This window comes from Streptomyces sp. NPDC003300, assembly GCF_040610915.1.
Classification (GTDB): domain Bacteria; phylum Actinomycetota; class Actinomycetes; order Streptomycetales; family Streptomycetaceae; genus Actinacidiphila.
The window spans coordinates 306,662-323,323 of record NZ_JBEXNE010000005.1 but is presented as its reverse complement, the minus strand read 5'-3'; the positions used below and the strand labels follow the sequence as shown (position 1 = coordinate 323,323).

Genomic DNA, 16,662 nt, shown 5'->3' with positions numbered 1-16,662 from the left:
ACGCTGTGTGGTACTGCTCTGTCGGCCCCGTCTGTTCGCAGGCGGGGCCGAACCTTGTGAGTGACCTAGGAAAGGACAGCCCCCGTGACGGAGGCAGCAGCGGAGCTTCCCGCGCCGCCCGAGCAGGCCAGGACGGTCTTCGGTGACCGGTTCGCCGACGCCCTGCGCTATGCCGAGCTGCTCGCGGACGCCGGGGTGCGCCGCGGCCTGATCGGCCCGCGCGAGGTGCCCCGCCTGTGGGAGCGGCACCTGCTGAACTGCGCGGTGCTCTCCGAGGTCATCGACGAGGACGTGTCCGTGTGCGATGTCGGCTCGGGCGCCGGCCTGCCGGGTATCCCGCTGGCGCTGACCCGGCCCGATCTGCGGATCACGCTGCTGGAGCCGCTGCTGCGCAGGACCACCTTCCTCGAAGAGGTCGTCAAGGTGCTGGGGCTGAGCAATGTCACCGTGGTGCGCGGCCGGGCCGAGGAGATGATGGGCAAGCTGCCCCCGGTGGACGTGGTGACCGCGCGCGCCGTGGCGCCGCTGGAACGGCTCGCGGGCTGGGGCCTGCCACTGCTGCGCCCGCACGGTGAGATGGCGGTCCTCAAGGGCGACACCGCGCTGGACGAGCTCAAGGCGGCCAGGGCCGCGCTCGACCGGCTGGGCGCGGTCGACACCTCCGTGGTCCAGGTCGGCGAGGGCATCGTGGACCCGCTCTCCACCGTCGTACGCGTCCTGGTCGGCGAGAGCCCTGGCGGGGTACGCGCCGCGACCCGGCGGGCGAAGGCCGCGCGCGCGAGCCGTAACCCGCGGGGCGGCGCTCCCCGCCGTCGCCGCTGAACCGTCGTTCCTCGAACGGTCCCGCGCCGAACCCTCCCTCTACGCCATACAAACGGCCAAACAGACATAACCCGGAGTGTCTGCGGAGTTAGCGGTCCGGCGCTGTGCATCGTGTTCCACGTGAAACGTCGCTCGCTGCTACCAGGAGTCCTCAGCCGCGGCCGAGCCGCGGCCGAGGCACACGCCAACAAGCCCTCCAAGACGCCCCAGTCGGTGGATAGATCTACGGCTTCATCCACAGGCAGCCAAGTCTCGCTGGTTCATCACCCCTCCGGCATGGCAGGCTCTTCTCATAGCGAGCCTGAAGTCGAGGAGTGTGAGTCCTTGCGGTCCGACGCCAACATCGCGGGACCGATGGCCGATCCGGTCCCCGGTCCCCGCACAGCAGAGTTTGCCGGGGGCCCGATTGCCGTGCCCCCGGGGTTCGGAGACGGTGTTTCACGTGAAACATTGCCTCCCATGGATGACACCCCGATCGGCCGCGCCGCGCAGTTGGCCGTCGAGGCACTGGGACGCGCCGGGGAAGGACTTCCCCGGCCGGCCCAGACCCGGGTGATGGTGGTCGCCAATCAGAAGGGCGGGGTCGGCAAGACCACGACCACGGTGAATCTGGCGGCGTCCCTGGCGCTGCACGGCGCCCGGGTGCTCGTGGTCGACCTGGACCCGCAGGGCAACGCCTCCACGGCGCTGGGCATCGACCACCACGCCGAGGTCCCCTCGATCTACGACGTCCTGGTGGAGAGCAAGCCCCTGTCCGACGTCGTGATGCCGGTCCCCGACGTGGAGGGCCTGTTCTGCGCGCCCGCCACCATCGACCTGGCGGGCGCCGAGATCGAACTGGTCTCCCTGGTCGCCCGCGAGAGCCGGCTCCAGCGGGCGATCGAGGCGTACGAGCAGCCGCTGGACTACGTCCTGATCGACTGCCCGCCCTCGCTCGGCCTGCTGACCGTCAACGCGTTGGTGGCCGGGGCCGAGGTCGTCATCCCGATCCAGTGCGAGTACTACGCGCTGGAGGGGCTGGGTCAGCTCCTGAAGAACGTGGAACTGGTCCGCGCGCACCTCAACCCGAAGCTGCATGTGTCGACGATCCTGCTGACCATGTACGACGGACGGACGCGCCTCGCCTCCCAGGTCGCGGAGGAGGTGCGCACGCACTTCGGCAAGGAGGTGCTGCGGACCAGCATCCCGCGGTCCGTCCGGATCTCCGAGGCGCCCAGCTACGGCCAGACCGTACTGACCTATGACCCGGGCTCCAGCGGCGCGCTGTCGTATCTGGAAGCCGCCCGGGAGATGGCCCTGCGCGGAGTCGAGGCGTCCGTCGCCGTCGAGTACGACCCGCAGGGTGACTACACCCAGCACGATGAGCAGAACCCGCACAGCATGTCGGAGGGGATCCAGTGAGTGATCGACGCAGAGGGCTCGGCCGTGGTCTCGGCGCGCTGATCCCGGCCGCGCCGCAGTCGACGGGCGGCGCCCAGGGCGCCGCACCGGTACTGACGCAGGAACGCGGCGTCGCCGCGGCCAAGGTGGCCGGACTGGTGGACCGCAGAGTCCCCGAGGCCGCGCCGCCGCCCGTGGTGGACATCCCTGTTTCACGTGAAACAGAGCCGGACCTCTCCGACGCGAAGAACCCCGTACCGGGTGCCTACTTCGCGGAGCTGGACCTGGACTTCATCACGCCGAACCCGCGCCAGCCGCGTGAGGTCTTCGACGAGGACGCCCTCAACGAACTGATCACCTCCATCAAGGAGGTCGGTCTGCTCCAGCCGGTCGTCGTGCGTGAGATCGGCAAGGACCGCTTCGAGCTGATCATGGGCGAGCGCCGCTGGCGGGCGTGCCGCGAGGCCGGCCTGGAGCGGATTCCGGCGATCGTCCGGGCGACCGACGACGAGAAGCTCCTCCTGGACGCCCTCCTGGAGAACCTGCACCGGGCCCAGCTCAACCCCCTGGAGGAGGCGGCGGCGTACGACCAATTGCTCCGCGACTTCTCCTGCACCCACGAGCAGTTGGCGGACCGGATCGGGCGCTCCCGCTCGCAGGTCTCCAACACGCTCAGGCTGCTGAAGCTGTCCGCCCCGGTGCAGCGCCGGGTCGCGGCCGGAGTGATCTCCTTCGGCCACGCGCGGGCGCTGCTCTCGCTGGACGACCCCGAGGAGCAGGACAAGCTGGCCCACCGGATCGTCGCCGAAGGGCTGTCGGTGCGCGCGATCGAGGAGATCGTGACGCTGATGAACAGCGACCCGAAGCCCACCAGGAAGAGCGCGGCGCCCCGGGCCGGGCGTCGGGTCTCCCCGGCGCTCACCCACCTCGCCTCCCGGCTCTCCGACCGCTTCGACACCCGGGTGAAGGTCGACCTGGGGCAGAAGCGCGGAAAGATCGTCGTGGAATTCGCGTCGATAGAGGATCTGGAGCGCATCCTCGGGGCGATGGCCCCGGGCGAGGGCAATGTGCTGGAGAACCGGCTCGAAGAGGAAACCGAGGACGAAGACGGCGAGTGACGCGGGCGCACCCCGGCGTTCGCGCCGGGGTGTACGTGGGCAGTTCGGTTCACGGCAGAGATGGGGTTCAGGCCACATGGGACGTCGGCTGGCACCACTGACACTCGACAATCTCCCGGACCTCCCCAAGCCCTGCCGCAGTTGCGTCTTCTGGGAACTGGACCCGGTCAGCGGCGAAGCGGCCGTCCAGGCGGGCAAGCCCGAGCTGGAGAAGGAGGCGTGGATCTCCGCCGTTCTGCTGGAGTGGGGTTCCTGCGGCCGGGTCGTCTACGTCGACGAGGTGCCCGCGGGCTTCGTGCTCTACGCGCCCGCCGCGTATGTGCCGCGTTCCCTGGCCTTCCCGACCAGCCCGGTGTCGGCGGACGCCGTCCAGCTCATGACCGCGCGCATCCTGCCCGGCTTCCAGGGGCAGGGCCTCGGCCGGGTCCTGGTGCAGACCGTCGCCAAGGACGTCATCCGGCGGGGCTTCAAGGCGATCGAGGCGTTCGGCGACGCGAAGTGGACCGCCCCCTCGTGCGTCCTGCCCGCGGACCATCTGCTCGCGGTCGGCTTCAAGACGGTCCGCCCCCACCCGCGCTATCCCCGGCTGCGGCTGGAGCTGCGTTCCACGATCTCCTGGAAGGAGGACGTCGAGATGGCCATCGACCGCCTCCTGGGCGCCGTCCAGAAGGAGCCTGCCCTCCGGCCCCTGTGAGCCGCTGTCACTCCTCACGGCCGCGCCGGGCACCCGGCCCGGACATGCGAGAGGGCCGACCCCCGGATCGGGGGTCGGCCCTCTCGTGTTCCACGTGGAACAGCGTCCGCCGGTGAAGACGTCCGCCGGTGAAAGCGTCAGCCGGTGAGCGTCAGCCGATGAAGTCGGACAGGTCGCGCACGATGGCGGCCTTCGGCTTGGCGCCGACGATGGTCTTCACGACCTCGCCGCCCTTGTAGACGTTGAGCGTCGGGATGGACATCACGCCGTACTTCGCCGCGGTGACCGGGTTCTCGTCGATGTTCAGCTTGACGATGGTGATGTTCTCCGCGTGCTCCTCCGCGATGGCCTCCAGCGAGGGGGCGATCTGGCGGCACGGGCCGCACCACTCCGCCCAGAAGTCCACCAGCACGGGCTTGTCGCTGGCGAGCACCTCCTCGGCGAACGTCTCGTCGGTCACGTGCTTGGTGTTGCCGGCCACGGCGGTCTCCTCAGGTCGTGATGTGTGCGTGTCGGGGGTGAGGGATGGAAGCGGGTCAGACGGCGGCCTTGTCGGCCGACGCGTCGGCCGTCTCGGCCTTCTCGGCGTCGGCGAGGGCGGCCAGGTAGCGCTCGGCGTCCAGCGCGGCGGAACAGCCGGTGCCGGCCGCGGTGATCGCCTGACGGTAGGTGTGGTCCACGACGTCTCCCGCGGCGAAGACACCGGGGACGTTGGTCCGGGTGCTCGGCGCCTGGACGGTGAGGTAGCCCTCGCCGTCGACGTCGAGGACGCCCTTGAACAGCTCGCTGCGCGGGTCGTGGCCGATCGCGATGAACAGCCCGGTGACGGGCAGCTCCGAGGTCTCGCCGGTCTTCGTGTTGCGCAGGGTCAGACCGGAGAGCTTGCCGTCGCCGTGGATCTCGGCGACCTCGCTGTCCCAGACGAAGGAGATCTTCGGGTCGGCGAAGGCGCGGTCCTGCATCGCCTTGGACGCCCGCAGGCTGTCCCGGCGGTGCACGATCTTCACGGACTTGGCGAAGCGGGAGAGGAAGGTCGCCTCCTCCATCGCGGTGTCGCCGCCGCCGATCACGGCGATGTCCTGCTCGCGGAAGAAGAAGCCGTCACAGGTGGCACACCAGGAGACGCCGCGGCCGGAGAGCTGGTCCTCGTTGGGGAGGTTCAGCTTGCGGTGCTGCGAGCCGGTGGTGACGATGACGGTCTTGGCGCGGTGGACGGTGCCCGCCGAGTCCGTGACGGTCTTGATGTCGCCGCCGAGGTCGACCGCGACCACGTCGTCCGGGACCAGCTCGGCGCCGAAGCGCTCGGCCTGGGCGCGCATGTTGTCCATGAGGTCCGGGCCCACGATGCCGTCGCGGAAGCCGGGGAAGTTCTCCACCTCGGTGGTGTTCATCAACGCGCCGCCGGCGGTGACCGACCCCTCGAAGACCAGCGGGTTGAGGGATGCGCGCGCCGTGTAGAGCGCCGCGGTGTACCCCGCGGGCCCCGAGCCGATGATGATCACGTTACGGACGTCGCTCACGGGTGTCTTCCTCGTCTCTGCGGACAACTGCGGGGGCCCTGGCTGGACTCTCGTCCTCCCTAACGGATCCTACGGGTCCAGCATTCCCCGGACGGCGCGGCGCACGCCGTACGCCACGCCCCCCGGACGAACGGCTCAGCGCGGGTAGGTGCTCCGGAAGAGGACCGCGCCGGGACTGGTCGCCGTACAGGCGGCGCTGACCACGAACGCGTCGACCGCCGAGGCGTCACTCGGGTGCGGCAGCACCACAAGGTAGGAGTCCGTCCCGTGGAAGGACTCGCGCTCGGCGGCCAGCGCCGGGCCGGTGCGCTGGGTGGCCTTGAGCACACACGGGGGGACGGTGGGCACCGCCTTGTCCGGGCTCATGGTGGCGCCCTCGCTGCTGACGCCGGGACCGCTGAGCATCGGGGAGTCGGACTCCCCGGCCGCGTGGTTCGGCGCCGCCTCATCGAGCAGCTCCCTCACCTGGACCGCGATCGGGTCGGCGGCGGTGTCCGCCTTCTTGCTGCTGGCGGTCGCGTCGCTCTGCGAGGTGGTGTCGTCGCCGACGTGATAGATCGTGACCCCCAGGCCGACGACGACCACGGCGGAGGCGGCGACGAGCAGTCCGCGCCGCCACCGCCGACCGGTGCGGCCGGGACCGGCGGACCCGGAGGCATGTCCGTCGGGACCGGTCGATGTTCCACGTGGAACATGCGTCGGTGTCGGTGTCGGTTTCGGTGACGGCCGAGATGTTCCACGTGGAACATCGGGCGTGGTGGCGTCGAGGAGCGCTTCGGCGGCGAGCGCCGCGTCGATCCGTCCGGCGATGTCGGCGGGCATCCGCTGCGGTCCCGGCAGGGTGCCGAGCAGTCCCCTGATCTCCTCCAGGGAGTCCCGGACGTCGGCGCACAGCGAACAGCCCGCGATGTGCTCGGTGACCTCAGTGGCGCGCTCGGGGCGGAGCAGCCCCTCGGCCAGGTCGGAGATCTCGGCGACCTCGGGATGCGCGTCGTGGTCCGCTGTCGATGTCACCGCTGTTCACCTCCGCCCTGTTCCGGTCCCGTCTCTGGGACGGATGTCCCCTCCGCCCGGTTCCTTCCCCCGCCGCGATCGGCGCTATCCACGCCCTGCGCGCGCAGATGGGTGACGAGGGGAAGCAGTTTCGCCCGGCCTCTGGCGCACCGGCTCTTGACCGTACCGGTGGGCACATCGAGCACCGCGGCGGCTTCGGCGACCGAGTAGCCCTGCATGTCGACCAGGACCAGTGCGGCGCGCTGGTCGGGCGGCAGCGTGGTGAGGGCGGCTATCAGCTCGCGGTGGAGTTCCCCGCGCTCGGCCGGGACCTCGGCCGACTCGTGGGGTTCGAGCAACGCCTCGAAGTTCTCCTCGTCGGCCACCGGGGCTGTCCTGCGGGAGGCGGCCTTACGGGCCCGGTCGAGGCAGGCGTTGACCGTGATGCGGTGCAGCCAGGTGGTGACGGCCGACTGGCCGCGGAAGGTATGGGCGGCCCGGAAGGCGGACACCAGCGCGTCCTGGACGGCGTCAGCGGCTTCCTCGCGGTCCCCCAGGGTGCGCAGGGCCACCGCCCACAGCCGGTCCCGGTGGCGGCGCACCAGCTCGCCGAAGGTGTCGGGATCGCCCGCGACATGACGGGCCAGGAGATCGGCGTCGGCGACATCGCCGAGCGGGTTTGCCTCCAAGGCCGTTCTCCCCCGTCCCCTGCCCCTGTGGGTCTCGCCGTGGGTGTCCCCGCGGCCGTCGCCGCGGGGTCAGCCCGTCTCCGGGATCAGCCCGTCACGCTGATCTCGGAGATCCTGCCACGGAAGTGACCGGTCTCGGCAGGCGCCAGACGCGTCATCCACACCAGCACGTAGCGCGAGGTGAGATCGGCGCTCGGCTTGAACGTCACCGAACTGCCCGAGCCCTGGGCCACCTTGGTGAAGGCGTCGAAGGTGGTCGGCATCGCGGAGGTGCCTTTGGGCGCGGCCAGGAGCTGCGCGGTGACGTCGCCCACGAAGTCGACCTTCACCGTGCTCACGTGCTTGGCGCTGCCCAGGTCGACGATGACGCCGACACCCGGCTTGAGATTGCCCAGATCGGCGCCCAGGTAGTAGTTCGTCTCCCAGTACGTGGAGGGGTCGCCGTCGAACGCCTTGGGGAGATCCTTCGGATTCTCGCTGCCGTCGCCGAGCGGGTCGAAGTCCTTCAGCCCGGCGATCTTGATCGGGACCGGGGCCTTGCGCGTCGGGTCCTGGCTCGCCTTCTGGCCGGTCGTCGGGTGACTGGTCGGCCGGTCCTCACGCGACTTGAGGGTGTCCGCGAGCTGCCAGCTCCCCAGGCCGATCGCCACGATCACCAGCGCCGAGACCGCCCATTTCAGTGCCCGGCCGGTACGGCCGGGCAGGGCGGGCGGCGGAGCGGGGGCCGCGACCGCGGGCGGCTGCGGCGTACCCGGTGGCGCGGGCGGCTGGCGGAAGGCGGCGACCGGGTAGACCGGCGGTGCCTGCTCCGGCGGCCGGATGCGCGGGATGCCCGCGACGGCCTTGGCCAGCTCCTCGGGAGTGGTGCAGGGCGGGTCCTGCCGGGAGGCGGTCGCGCCGTCGTTGACGAGCGCGCGCATGGCCAGCTCGGACAGCCCGCGGTGGACGCCCGCGCGGACCTGGTCGGGTGCGACCAGGCCGACGCCCTTGGGCAGCCCCGCCAGACCGTGCGCGTCCTCCTCGTACGGCCAGCGCTGCGTGAGCGAGGCGTAGAGCAGCGCGCCGATCGCCTCGGTGTCCTGCCGCTGCGGACGCTCGGAGTTGAGCCCGCGCAGTGCGGCGGCGACCGCGAGGCCGCGGATGCGGTACTGCCCGGAGACCGTACGCAGCACGGCGCCGGGGTCGAGACGCAGGTGCGCCAGGCCCTCGCGGTGGGCGGCGGCCATGCCCTGGGAGACCTGGCTGACCATCTGGTACGCCTCGTGCGGCTCCATCGCGCCCGCGGCGAGCAGCTCGGCCAGCGAGGAGGCGTCGGGCAGCCACTCGTGGATGACGTACACCAGGTCGTTCTCCTCGACGGCGTCGAGGACCTGGACGAAGCGCGGGTCGCCGAGGAGCGCGGCGGACCGGGCGGCGGCCAGCACCTGGCGGGCCCGCCGGTGGTCGGCGGGCAGGATGTGGATGCCGACCGCCCTGCGCAGCTTCTCGTCGACCGCGCGCCAACTGCTGAAGCCGTCGATCCGGGTGACGCACTCGGCGAGCTGGTAGCGCCGGGCGAGCTTGTGACCGCTGTGCAGCTCGGGCTGCGCGCTGCGGACGGGCCTGGGCGCCGTGGTGGCGCTGCCGCCGCCCTTGGCGGGGCCGGCGGGCCGCCGGCCGTCGGCGGGCGCTGTGGAGGCGGCTGTGGGGCTTCCTGGGGCAGCCTCGGTCGCCGGGCGGTCCCCGTTTCCGGTCTTCTCGTCGGGGGCGAGCGTGGCGGTGCCCCCGGAGCCGGACGACGAGGGCGCGGGGGAGGGTGCGGACGGGGCCTTCACGGAGGCGACCGGCGTGCCCTTGGCGGGCGTCCCCTTGGCCGGGGTGCCCTTCGCCGACGTGCCCTTGGCCGGTGTCCCCTTCGCCGGGGTGCCCTTGGCGGGAGTGCCCGTCCCGACGGGCGCGGTCGCGGAGGCCGCCTTGGCGCCGTTCGTCGAAGCGGACGCCTTGGGGCTCCGGCCGTCCTTGACGGTCTGCTTGGCGGCCCTCTTGGCCGGGGCCTTGGCCGCCGACGTCGTCGCCGACGCCGTCGCGGGCTTGGCCGCGGTCGGTGCGGCGGCGTTGGCGGAGGAGGTGCCCGAGGAGGTGCCCGAGGGCGCGGGGGAGGTCGTGGTGGAGGCTCGGGCGGCGGTGGGGGTCTCCTCCGGTGACGGGGGCACCGCGGGCAGCACGGCGGTCGTCAGTTTCGTCGTCGCCGTGGGCGAGGACGCGGGGGCCGTCACGGGCACGGGCGCGGTCAGTTCGGCGGTCGCGGCCACCGCGGTGTCGACCACCACGGTCTCGCTGGTCGCGCTGTCGCCGTCGACCGCGGCCGACATCGAGGTTTCGGCGGTGGTCTGCGTGCCGTCCGACCCGTCCTGGGATCGTGTGCCGGAGTCGGCGCTGCTGCTGGTCTGGTCGTCCGTCGTCGTCCCGTCGGATGTGGCGCCGTCCTGCTGGGCGGCGAGCGGGGGCTCGCCACCCTCATTGGCCACTCCGACGGCGGCCGTGCTCCGATCCGCCACCGTCGTTCCTGCCTCCCCATCCATTGCGCGATCCCACATCGAGCCGATGACAATTGTGCCCACAGTCCGGCTCTATGCACGACACACAGCGAACCGTGATGGTTGCCCGCCGCTTCGCGACGGGTTCGTTCAGCGCCCGAGCCGTCCTCGCACCATGCCGATCATGGCGGTCATCTCCTCGATCCTCATCCGCTTGGCCGCGAAGAGGAAGATTCCGAGCAGCAGGCCGCCGCCCACCACGAGTGCGGCGAGCGAGCCCACGGCGCCGCTGCCCAGCGCCCCGAGCACGGCGTAGACGGCCAGCCCCGCGATCAGCGCGGCGGGCACGCAGGCGCCGGTCAGCCGGGCGTAGGTGCGTACCACCCGCTTGCCGTCCAGGTCGCCGTCGAGCCGCGAGCGCAGCCGCTTGGCGGCCACCCCGACGCCCACGGCGTACGCGAGGCCGTACGCGGCGGCCATGCCGACCACGGCCCAGCGGGCGGGCAGCACCACGAAGCAGATGGCCGCCGCCGCCGCGTTGACCGCGGCCACGATGACCGTGTTGTAGAAGGGCGTGCGCGTGTCCTCGAAGGCGTAGAACCCGCGGAGGATCACGTACTGCACGGAGAAGGGGATCAGTCCGGCGCCGAAGGCCATCAGGATGAATCCGATGTTGCGCGCGGAACCGGTGCCGGTGCTCGCGTAGAGCAGGCTGCACATCGGGACGCCCAGGGCCAGGAAGGCGAAGGCGGCGGGCACGATGGCCACCGCCGAGGTGCGCAGACCGTAGGAGATGTCGTCGCGCACCGCGGAGACGTCGTTGTCCGCCGCGGCCCGCGAGATCCTCGGCAGCACCGCGGCCATCACCGAGACGGTGATGATCGCCTGGGGCATCTGCCAGATCAGCAGCGCGTTGTTGTACGCCGTGATGCCGGTGCCCTGGTTGCCGCTCTTGTCGGCGTTGGCGCCCGCCCAGGTGGCGAGCTGGGTGACGACGATCAGGCCCGCCTGGTTCGCCAGCACGAAGAAGAACGTCCACTTGGCGAGCTTGGCGGCCTTGCCGAGGCCGTGGCCGCGCCAGTCGAAGCGCGGCCGGAACTTGAAGCCCGCGTCCCGCAGGTACGGCAGCATCGCCAGCGACTGCACGGTCAGACCGAGCAGCGTGCCGATGCCGAGCAGCCGCGCGCCCTCGGGAGTGATGGTCGTCGCGTCCATCCGGGTGGTGCTGTAGGCGCCGTACACCCAGATGAACATGCCGAAGCTGAAGATCACCACGATGTTGTTGAGGACCGGCGTCCACATCATCGCGCCGAATTTGCCGCGCGCGTTGAGCACCTGGCCCATCACCACGTGCACGCCCATGAAGAAGATGGTCGGCAGGCAGTAGCGGGCGAAGGTGATGGCGATGTCGTACGTGTCGGGGTTGTCGGCGATCTTCGCGGACATCAGCCGGATCAGCAGCGGGGCCGCGATCACGGTGACGGCCACGATGCCGCCGAGCACCACCATCACGACCGTCAGCAGCCGGTTCGCGTACGCCGTACCGCCGTCGTCGTCGTCCTTCATCGCGCGGACGAGCTGCGGGACGAAGACGGAGTTCAGACCGCCGCCGATGGTGAGGATGTAGATCATCGTCGGCAGCGTGTTGGCGACGGCGTACGAGTCGCCGAGGGTCGCCACGCCGATCGCGGCGGCGATCACCAGGGTGCGGACGAAGCCGGTGAGGCGGGACACCAGGGTGCCCGCGGCCATCAGCGCGCTGGACTTGAGGATGTTGCCCGCGCGCGTGTTGGAGGTGGCCTCCGCCGCGCGCGGCGGCCTGGCGGCCATCGGCGGCGCGGCCGGGATGATCGGGATCTGCCCGGTGGCGTCCAGCGCGGACACCGGCTCGCCGATGTACGAGGGCGTGTACGCGTACTGCACGGGCTGCTGTTGCTGGTTCGGGTACGGCAGATTCGCGTAGCCGTACCGCGGGTCGGCGTACCGCTGGTCCTGGTAGGCGGCCTGCCCGTACGCCGGATTCTCGTACGCGGGCTCGGCGTACCCCGTCTCGGCGTTGTCCGCGGGCGCGGGCGCCTGCCCGTACGCCGACGGGTAACCGGGCGGCTGCTGCTGCTGGTGCTGCGGCGGATAGCCGTAGCCCTGCTGCGGCTGCTGCTGCGGGTACGCGTACCCCTGCTGGGGGTGCTGCGGCTGCTGGTACGGCTGCTGCTGTTGCCTGGGGTCCTGCGGCGGCGCGTACCCCTGCTGCGGCTGCGGGGCCTGCTGCTGCGGCTGCTGGGCCTGGGGTGCCTGCGGGGCCTGGGGCTGTTGCGGCTGCTGCGCAGGCGCGCCGCCGCCGCGCTGGTCGCGGAAGAGGTGATCGAACGCGTCGTACCCCGGGTCCTGCTGGCCCTGACCGCCCTGCTGCCCCTGGTGCGACCCGCCGACCAGGTCGTCCACGCCGACGTACTGGGTCGCGGAGTTGTCGCCGTACGGCATCTGGGGGTACGCCGAAGGCTGCTGCTGCGGATACTCCTGCCCGTACGGCGGCGGCGGGTGCGCGGCGCGGTCGTACAGCGCCTCGCCCACCGGGTCCTGCGCGGTGGGGTCCTGCTGCTGGTACGGGTCGTAGGCGTAGGTGTTCTGCAGATACGGGTCAGGGGGTGAGGGACGCTGCTCGGGCGATGGAGGCATCTGGCCCGCAGAGTCGCGATCACCGTCATACGGCGCGTTCATCAGTGCCCCACCTTATTGTCCGCCGGCTATCCCTCCACCTTCTCACCCGTCGGGGACAGCTCAACGCTTTCCCGACCGGTGTCCTCGGTGTCAGTGCCAGGGTCACCCGGCTGCCCCGGATCACCGTCCTCCTGCCCGCCGCCGTTGTCCCCGTCCTCACCGTCCCCGCCGTCTCCGCCGCTGTCCGCGGCTGCCTGCCGCTTCCGCTGACGGTAGATGCGAACGCCCGCGAGCACCAGAAGGAGCAGACCGGCGGCGATGATCAGCATCACCAGATCGGTGACCTTGGTGATCTTGACGTCGAACTCGACGGCGTTGCTGTTGCGGTAGAGCACGCCCTGCGCGGTGAAGAGTGCCGCGGTGACCCTGACCTTGCCGTTCGCGCTCGCCGACGTCTGGAACTTCAGGGTACGGGTGTGGCCGCCGTCGATCGCGATCGGCTGCTGCGGGTCCTTGATCTCCAGCCGGATGTCGGTGTTCGACGTGAGACGCAGCACAAGGTTGGTGATCGGCTGGTTCAGCTCGTTCTTCACTGTCACCGGAATGGTCCCGCTGCGGCCGGAGAGGGTGAGGGTGGTCTTGGGCAGGATGCGGACCGCGTTGATCAGGTCCTGGAGGTAGCCGCCGATCGAACTGCGGAACTCGGTCGCGTCGGCGGGGTCGCCGCGCCAGCCGGCCGACATGGCGCGCAGCACCGAGTTGCCGAAGGGCACCGTCACCTTGTCCTTGCGGGTGAGGATGGTGACGAAGTCGTTGAGATGGGTCTGCGTCTCGCTGAGCTGCTGGAAGGCGCCCACGGACAGCTCGTGCCCGCGCAGCGCCTTGGGGTACTTCTTCGCCGACGGCACCTTGCGGTTCGCGTCCGGGTCGGCCTTGGCCTTGGCGGCGGTGTCGAAGCCGACCGTGGCGGCCCACGGGCTCGTGCCGACCGTGCCGATCGCCTCGGCCATCGCCTGTGCCTGCGAGACCGTGGGCATGCGCTGCGGGGCGACCAGGATGGTGCGCTGCCTCTCCGGCGCCTGCATGGTGATCATCAGGGTCTGCGCGACGAAGTCCTGCACGGCGAGATCGGCGGGCTCCGCGCGCAGCATGTCGCCCGCGAACGCGGTGGACAGCGAGGCGTCGGCGACCACCGCGGTCACCCCGTGGCCGATCGGTCGGGCCGCGTTGGGCGTGTAGCTGAGCGCATCGCTCTCGCCGACGCTGTCGCTGCGGGCCACGATCCGCTTCGCGCCGCCGGTACGGGCCACCGAGACGATGGCGGGGTCGACGGCCCCGTCCACCGGCCAGGCCACGTCGGAGGTGGCCTGGACGCCGAGGACGGTGTCGAGGGTGCTCACGCCCAGTTCGGACGCGGTCTTGAGGTGGTTGAGGGTGCCGGGCACGCGCAGGCCGTTGTGCGCGACGGAGGCCAGGTCGGTGTCGGCGAACGGCAGCGCGATCACCTGGTCGCCCGCGACAGCGCTCTTGAGTGAGTTCAGCCACGCCTTGGCGACCGCGCCGCCCGTGCCCTCGGTGGTGTGGGTGACGTCGCCGCCGGGGCCGGCGACCCGGTACGGCTTGGTCATGAAGTCGACCGAGGCGAGCAGGTCGGGGTCGATGATCCAGGTCACCGGCAGCGACTTGGCCAGGTCGACCATCACCTGGAGCCGCCCGCCGGGGGACAGCTCCTTGGCGAGGTCGTCGTCGAGGAAGATCGGGCTCTGCTGGGAGTCGGTGTCGCCGCGGGCGGCCACGTGCGGCCGGTCGGTGAGCGGCCACAGGTAGGTGATCTGCGTGGCCTTCGCGGTGGTGGTGTTGGTGTCGTACCAGGGCAGGAAGGTGCGCTTGATGCCCAGGACGTGCTCGCCGGGCTCCGCGGACGTCTCGCCGTCCAGCGCCACGCCGAGCTGGTAGACGCCCGAGGCGTCGAAGCCCAGGGACTTCACCGGGACCTTGAGGGAGAAGGGCTGGCTCTGCCCGGCCGGGATCTTCGGGAGGTCGACCGTGTGGCCGTCGATCTCCGAGCCGTCCAGGTAGCTGGTGTAACCGGTACGGTCCTGGGCGCTCTTCATCGCGCTGAGGGACGTCAGGGGGCCGTCCGGGGCGACCCTGACGCCCATCCGGGCGCCGGTGATCGTCGTCTTGCCGTTGTTGGTCACCGTGCCGGACACGGTGACGGAGCCGTCCTTGGCGGGGACGCGGGGGTCGACCTTGTTCAGCGCCACCGCGGCGGTGCGCGAGCCGCTGCCGACGGCGGCCTGCGCGCCCGGCGCCTGGAGCGTCTGGACGACCTGGAGCAGCCCGGTGAGCAGCGTGCCCGCGGCGATCAGGGCGACCGCCCGCAGCAGACGCGGCGAGCGCGCCGACGGGGGTCTTCCGGGTGCCTGTGCCGCCTCGCCCACGCGTTCGCCCGTCCCTCGTGTCGGATGTCGACGGGCGGGCGACGGTGGTCGTCGGTCCGCGCCCATCTGATGTGCGTGCTGGCATGTTAACGATCGGCGCTGTGCCAAAGTGCTGCGGAGTCCGGGGAAGAGGCCCGATGCGGCCCAGTCGAGATCTGGCCGGGGTCCGGCCGATGCCCCGCCGGGGTCCGCCGAGGTCCGGAACCGGACGGTATGCCCTCGGGACGCGCGCCATATGCGCCCGCGACGCGGTCCCGCGGGGAAACCCGGCAGCCGTGGGCTCCGCGGACCCGTACCCTTTTACGTTGTGCCGAATGCCAACAATGCCGCTCAGACCCCGCGGGCCCGCCACCAGGTCGCGCCCGTCGCCGAGGAACTCGGCCACCGATTCCGCGACGCCGGATTCCGGCTCGCCCTCGTCGGCGGCTCCGTCCGGGACACCCTGCTGGGCAGGCTCGGCAACGACCTCGACTTCACCACCGACGCCCGCCCCGAGCAGGTGCTGAAGATCCTGCGGTCGTGGGCGGACTCGGTGTGGGAGGTCGGCATCGCCTTCGGCACGGTCGGCGCGATGAAGGACAGCTTCCAGATCGAGGTGACGACGTACCGCTCCGAAGCGTACGACCGGACCTCGCGCAAGCCGGAGGTGTCCTACGGCGACACCATCGAGGACGACCTGGTCCGCCGGGACTTCACCGTGAACGCGATGGCGGTCGCGCTCCCCGAGGGCGACTTCGTCGATCCGTACGGCGGCCTGGACGATCTGGCGGCGCGGCGGCTGCGTACGCCCGGCACCCCGGAGTCGTCGTTCTCCGACGACCCGCTGCGGATGCTGCGGGCCGCCCGCTTCGCCGCGCAGCTCGACTTCGAGGTCGCGCCCGAGGTGGTCGCCGCGATGTCGGCGATGGCCGACCGGATCGGCATCGTCTCCGCCGAGCGGATCAGGGACGAGCTGAACAAGCTGATCCTGTCCGACCACCCGCGCAAGGGACTGCGGCTGCTGGTCGACACCGGGCTGGCCGATCTGGTGCTGCCCGAGCTGTCCGCGCTGCGCCTGGAGCGCGACGAGCACTTCCGGCACAAGGATGTCTACGAGCACTCGCTGACCGTGCTGGAGCAGGCGATCGACCTGGAGACCGACGGGCCGGACCTCGTCCTGCGGCTGGCCGCGCTGCTGCACGACATCGGCAAGCCGAAGACGCGCCGCTTCGAGACCGACGGCCGGGTCTCCTTCCACCACCACGAGATGGTGGGCGCGAAGCTGACCAAGGCCCGGCTGACCCAGCTCAAGTACCCCAACGATCTGGCGAAGGACGTCTCCCGGCTGGTCGAGCTGCACCTGCGCTTCCACGGATACGGCAGCGGCGAGTGGACCGACTCGGCCGTACGCCGCTACGTCCGCGACGCGGGCCCGCAGCTCTCCCGGCTGCACAAGCTGACCCGTTCGGACTGCACGACCCGCAACAAGCGCAAGGCAGCCGCCCTGTCCCGCACCTACGACGCCCTGGAAGCGCGCATCGCCGAACTCCAGGAGCGCGAGGAGCTGGACGCGATCCGGCCCGACCTCGACGGCAACCAGATCATGTCGATCCTGGGCGTCCCCCCCGGCCCCCTGGTCGGCAAGGCGTACCAGCACATGCTGGAACTCCGGCTGGAGAACGGCCCGATGACCGAGGACGAGGCGATCGCCGCGCTCAAGACGTGGTGGTCCGAGCAGCAGTGAGAACGGCGGCGTGAAACGACGGAGGGGCGATGTTCCACGTGGAACATCGCCCCTCCGTCGTCTCGCCGAACACGATGTTCCACGTGGAACATCGGCGTCAGCTCA

At 71.1% G+C, this 16,662-nt stretch carries 11 protein-coding genes and 1 pseudogene; 5 read left to right on the top strand and 7 right to left on the bottom strand.

Annotated features, from left to right (window positions below; all coding sequences use genetic code 11):
• Positions 1-84: 84 nt before the first annotated feature.
• From rsmG to ABZX65_RS10445, 4 genes are all read left to right on the top strand, one after another.
• Positions 85-822, top strand: coding sequence for a 16S rRNA (guanine(527)-N(7))-methyltransferase RsmG (rsmG, locus tag ABZX65_RS10460; RefSeq protein ID WP_355336667.1), 738 nt, complete (start codon positions 85-87; stop codon positions 820-822).
• 276 nt (positions 823-1,098) lie between these two features.
• The gene (locus ABZX65_RS10455) at positions 1,099-2,223 is read left to right on the top strand and encodes a ParA family protein (RefSeq protein WP_355336666.1); all 1,125 of its coding nucleotides are present in this window, start codon (positions 1,099-1,101) and stop codon (positions 2,221-2,223) included.
• Positions 2,220-3,320 (top strand): ParB/RepB/Spo0J family partition protein, encoded by a 1,101-nt coding sequence (locus ABZX65_RS10450; RefSeq protein ID WP_355336665.1) that lies wholly within the window; start codon positions 2,220-2,222, stop codon positions 3,318-3,320. Before ABZX65_RS10455 ends, ABZX65_RS10450 begins: the two co-directional genes overlap by 4 nt.
• Before the next feature lie 76 nt (positions 3,321-3,396).
• The gene (locus ABZX65_RS10445) at positions 3,397-4,014 is read left to right on the top strand and encodes a GNAT family N-acetyltransferase (protein WP_355336664.1); all 618 of its coding nucleotides are present in this window, start codon (positions 3,397-3,399) and stop codon (positions 4,012-4,014) included.
• 151 nt (positions 4,015-4,165) lie between these two features.
• On the opposite strand, the gene trxA is transcribed toward ABZX65_RS10445, so the two are convergent.
• From trxA to ABZX65_RS10410, 7 genes and pseudogenes are all read right to left on the bottom strand, one after another.
• The gene (gene trxA / locus ABZX65_RS10440) at positions 4,166-4,495 is read right to left on the bottom strand and encodes a thioredoxin (RefSeq protein ID WP_355336663.1); all 330 of its coding nucleotides are present in this window, start codon (positions 4,493-4,495) and stop codon (positions 4,166-4,168) included.
• A 55-nt stretch (positions 4,496-4,550) separates the two neighbouring features.
• On the bottom strand, positions 4,551-5,534 hold the full coding sequence (gene trxB / locus ABZX65_RS10435) for a thioredoxin-disulfide reductase (RefSeq protein WP_355336662.1): 984 nt from the start codon (positions 5,532-5,534) through the stop codon (positions 4,551-4,553).
• A gap of 135 nt (positions 5,535-5,669) precedes the next feature.
• Entirely contained in the window at positions 5,670-6,548 is an 879-nt protein-coding gene (locus ABZX65_RS10430) for a hypothetical protein (protein WP_355336661.1), read from the bottom strand.
• Complete coding sequence (gene sigM / locus ABZX65_RS10425) at positions 6,545-7,216, bottom strand: RNA polymerase sigma factor SigM (RefSeq protein WP_355336660.1); 672 nt, start codon at positions 7,214-7,216, stop codon at positions 6,545-6,547. Before sigM ends, ABZX65_RS10430 begins: the two co-directional genes overlap by 4 nt.
• A gap of 86 nt (positions 7,217-7,302) precedes the next feature.
• Positions 7,303-8,799: pseudogene (locus ABZX65_RS10420) on the bottom strand (protein kinase family protein); the annotation flags it as partial.
• 1,083 nt (positions 8,800-9,882) lie between these two features.
• Positions 9,883-12,450 carry a murein biosynthesis integral membrane protein MurJ gene (gene murJ / locus ABZX65_RS10415; RefSeq protein WP_355336659.1) on the bottom strand — a complete coding sequence of 856 codons (2,568 nt, stop codon included), beginning with the start codon at positions 12,448-12,450 and terminating at the stop codon, positions 9,883-9,885.
• 26 nt (positions 12,451-12,476) lie between these two features.
• The gene (locus tag ABZX65_RS10410) at positions 12,477-14,834 is read right to left on the bottom strand and encodes a DUF6049 family protein (RefSeq protein WP_355336658.1); all 2,358 of its coding nucleotides are present in this window, start codon (positions 14,832-14,834) and stop codon (positions 12,477-12,479) included.
• Between the two features lie 307 nt (positions 14,835-15,141).
• Between ABZX65_RS10410 and ABZX65_RS10405 the strand changes: the two genes are divergently transcribed.
• Positions 15,142-16,557 carry a CCA tRNA nucleotidyltransferase gene (locus tag ABZX65_RS10405; protein ID WP_355336657.1) on the top strand — a complete coding sequence of 472 codons (1,416 nt, stop codon included), beginning with the start codon at positions 15,142-15,144 and terminating at the stop codon, positions 16,555-16,557.
• Positions 16,558-16,662 lie beyond the last annotated feature (105 nt).

What these genes read in the sequence shown, in the direction of transcription:
- ABZX65_RS10455 (WP_355336666.1), top strand. Translation starts at nt 1,099, where the DNA reads ATGGCAGGCTCTTCTCATAGCGAGCCTGAAGTCGAGGAGTGTGAGTCC.
- ABZX65_RS10445 (WP_355336664.1), top strand. Translation starts at nt 3,397, where the DNA reads ATGGGACGTCGGCTGGCACCACTGACACTCGACAATCTCCCGGACCTC.
- murJ (WP_355336659.1), bottom strand. Translation starts at nt 12,450, where the DNA reads ATGAACGCGCCGTATGACGGTGATCGCGACTCTGCGGGCCAGATGCCT.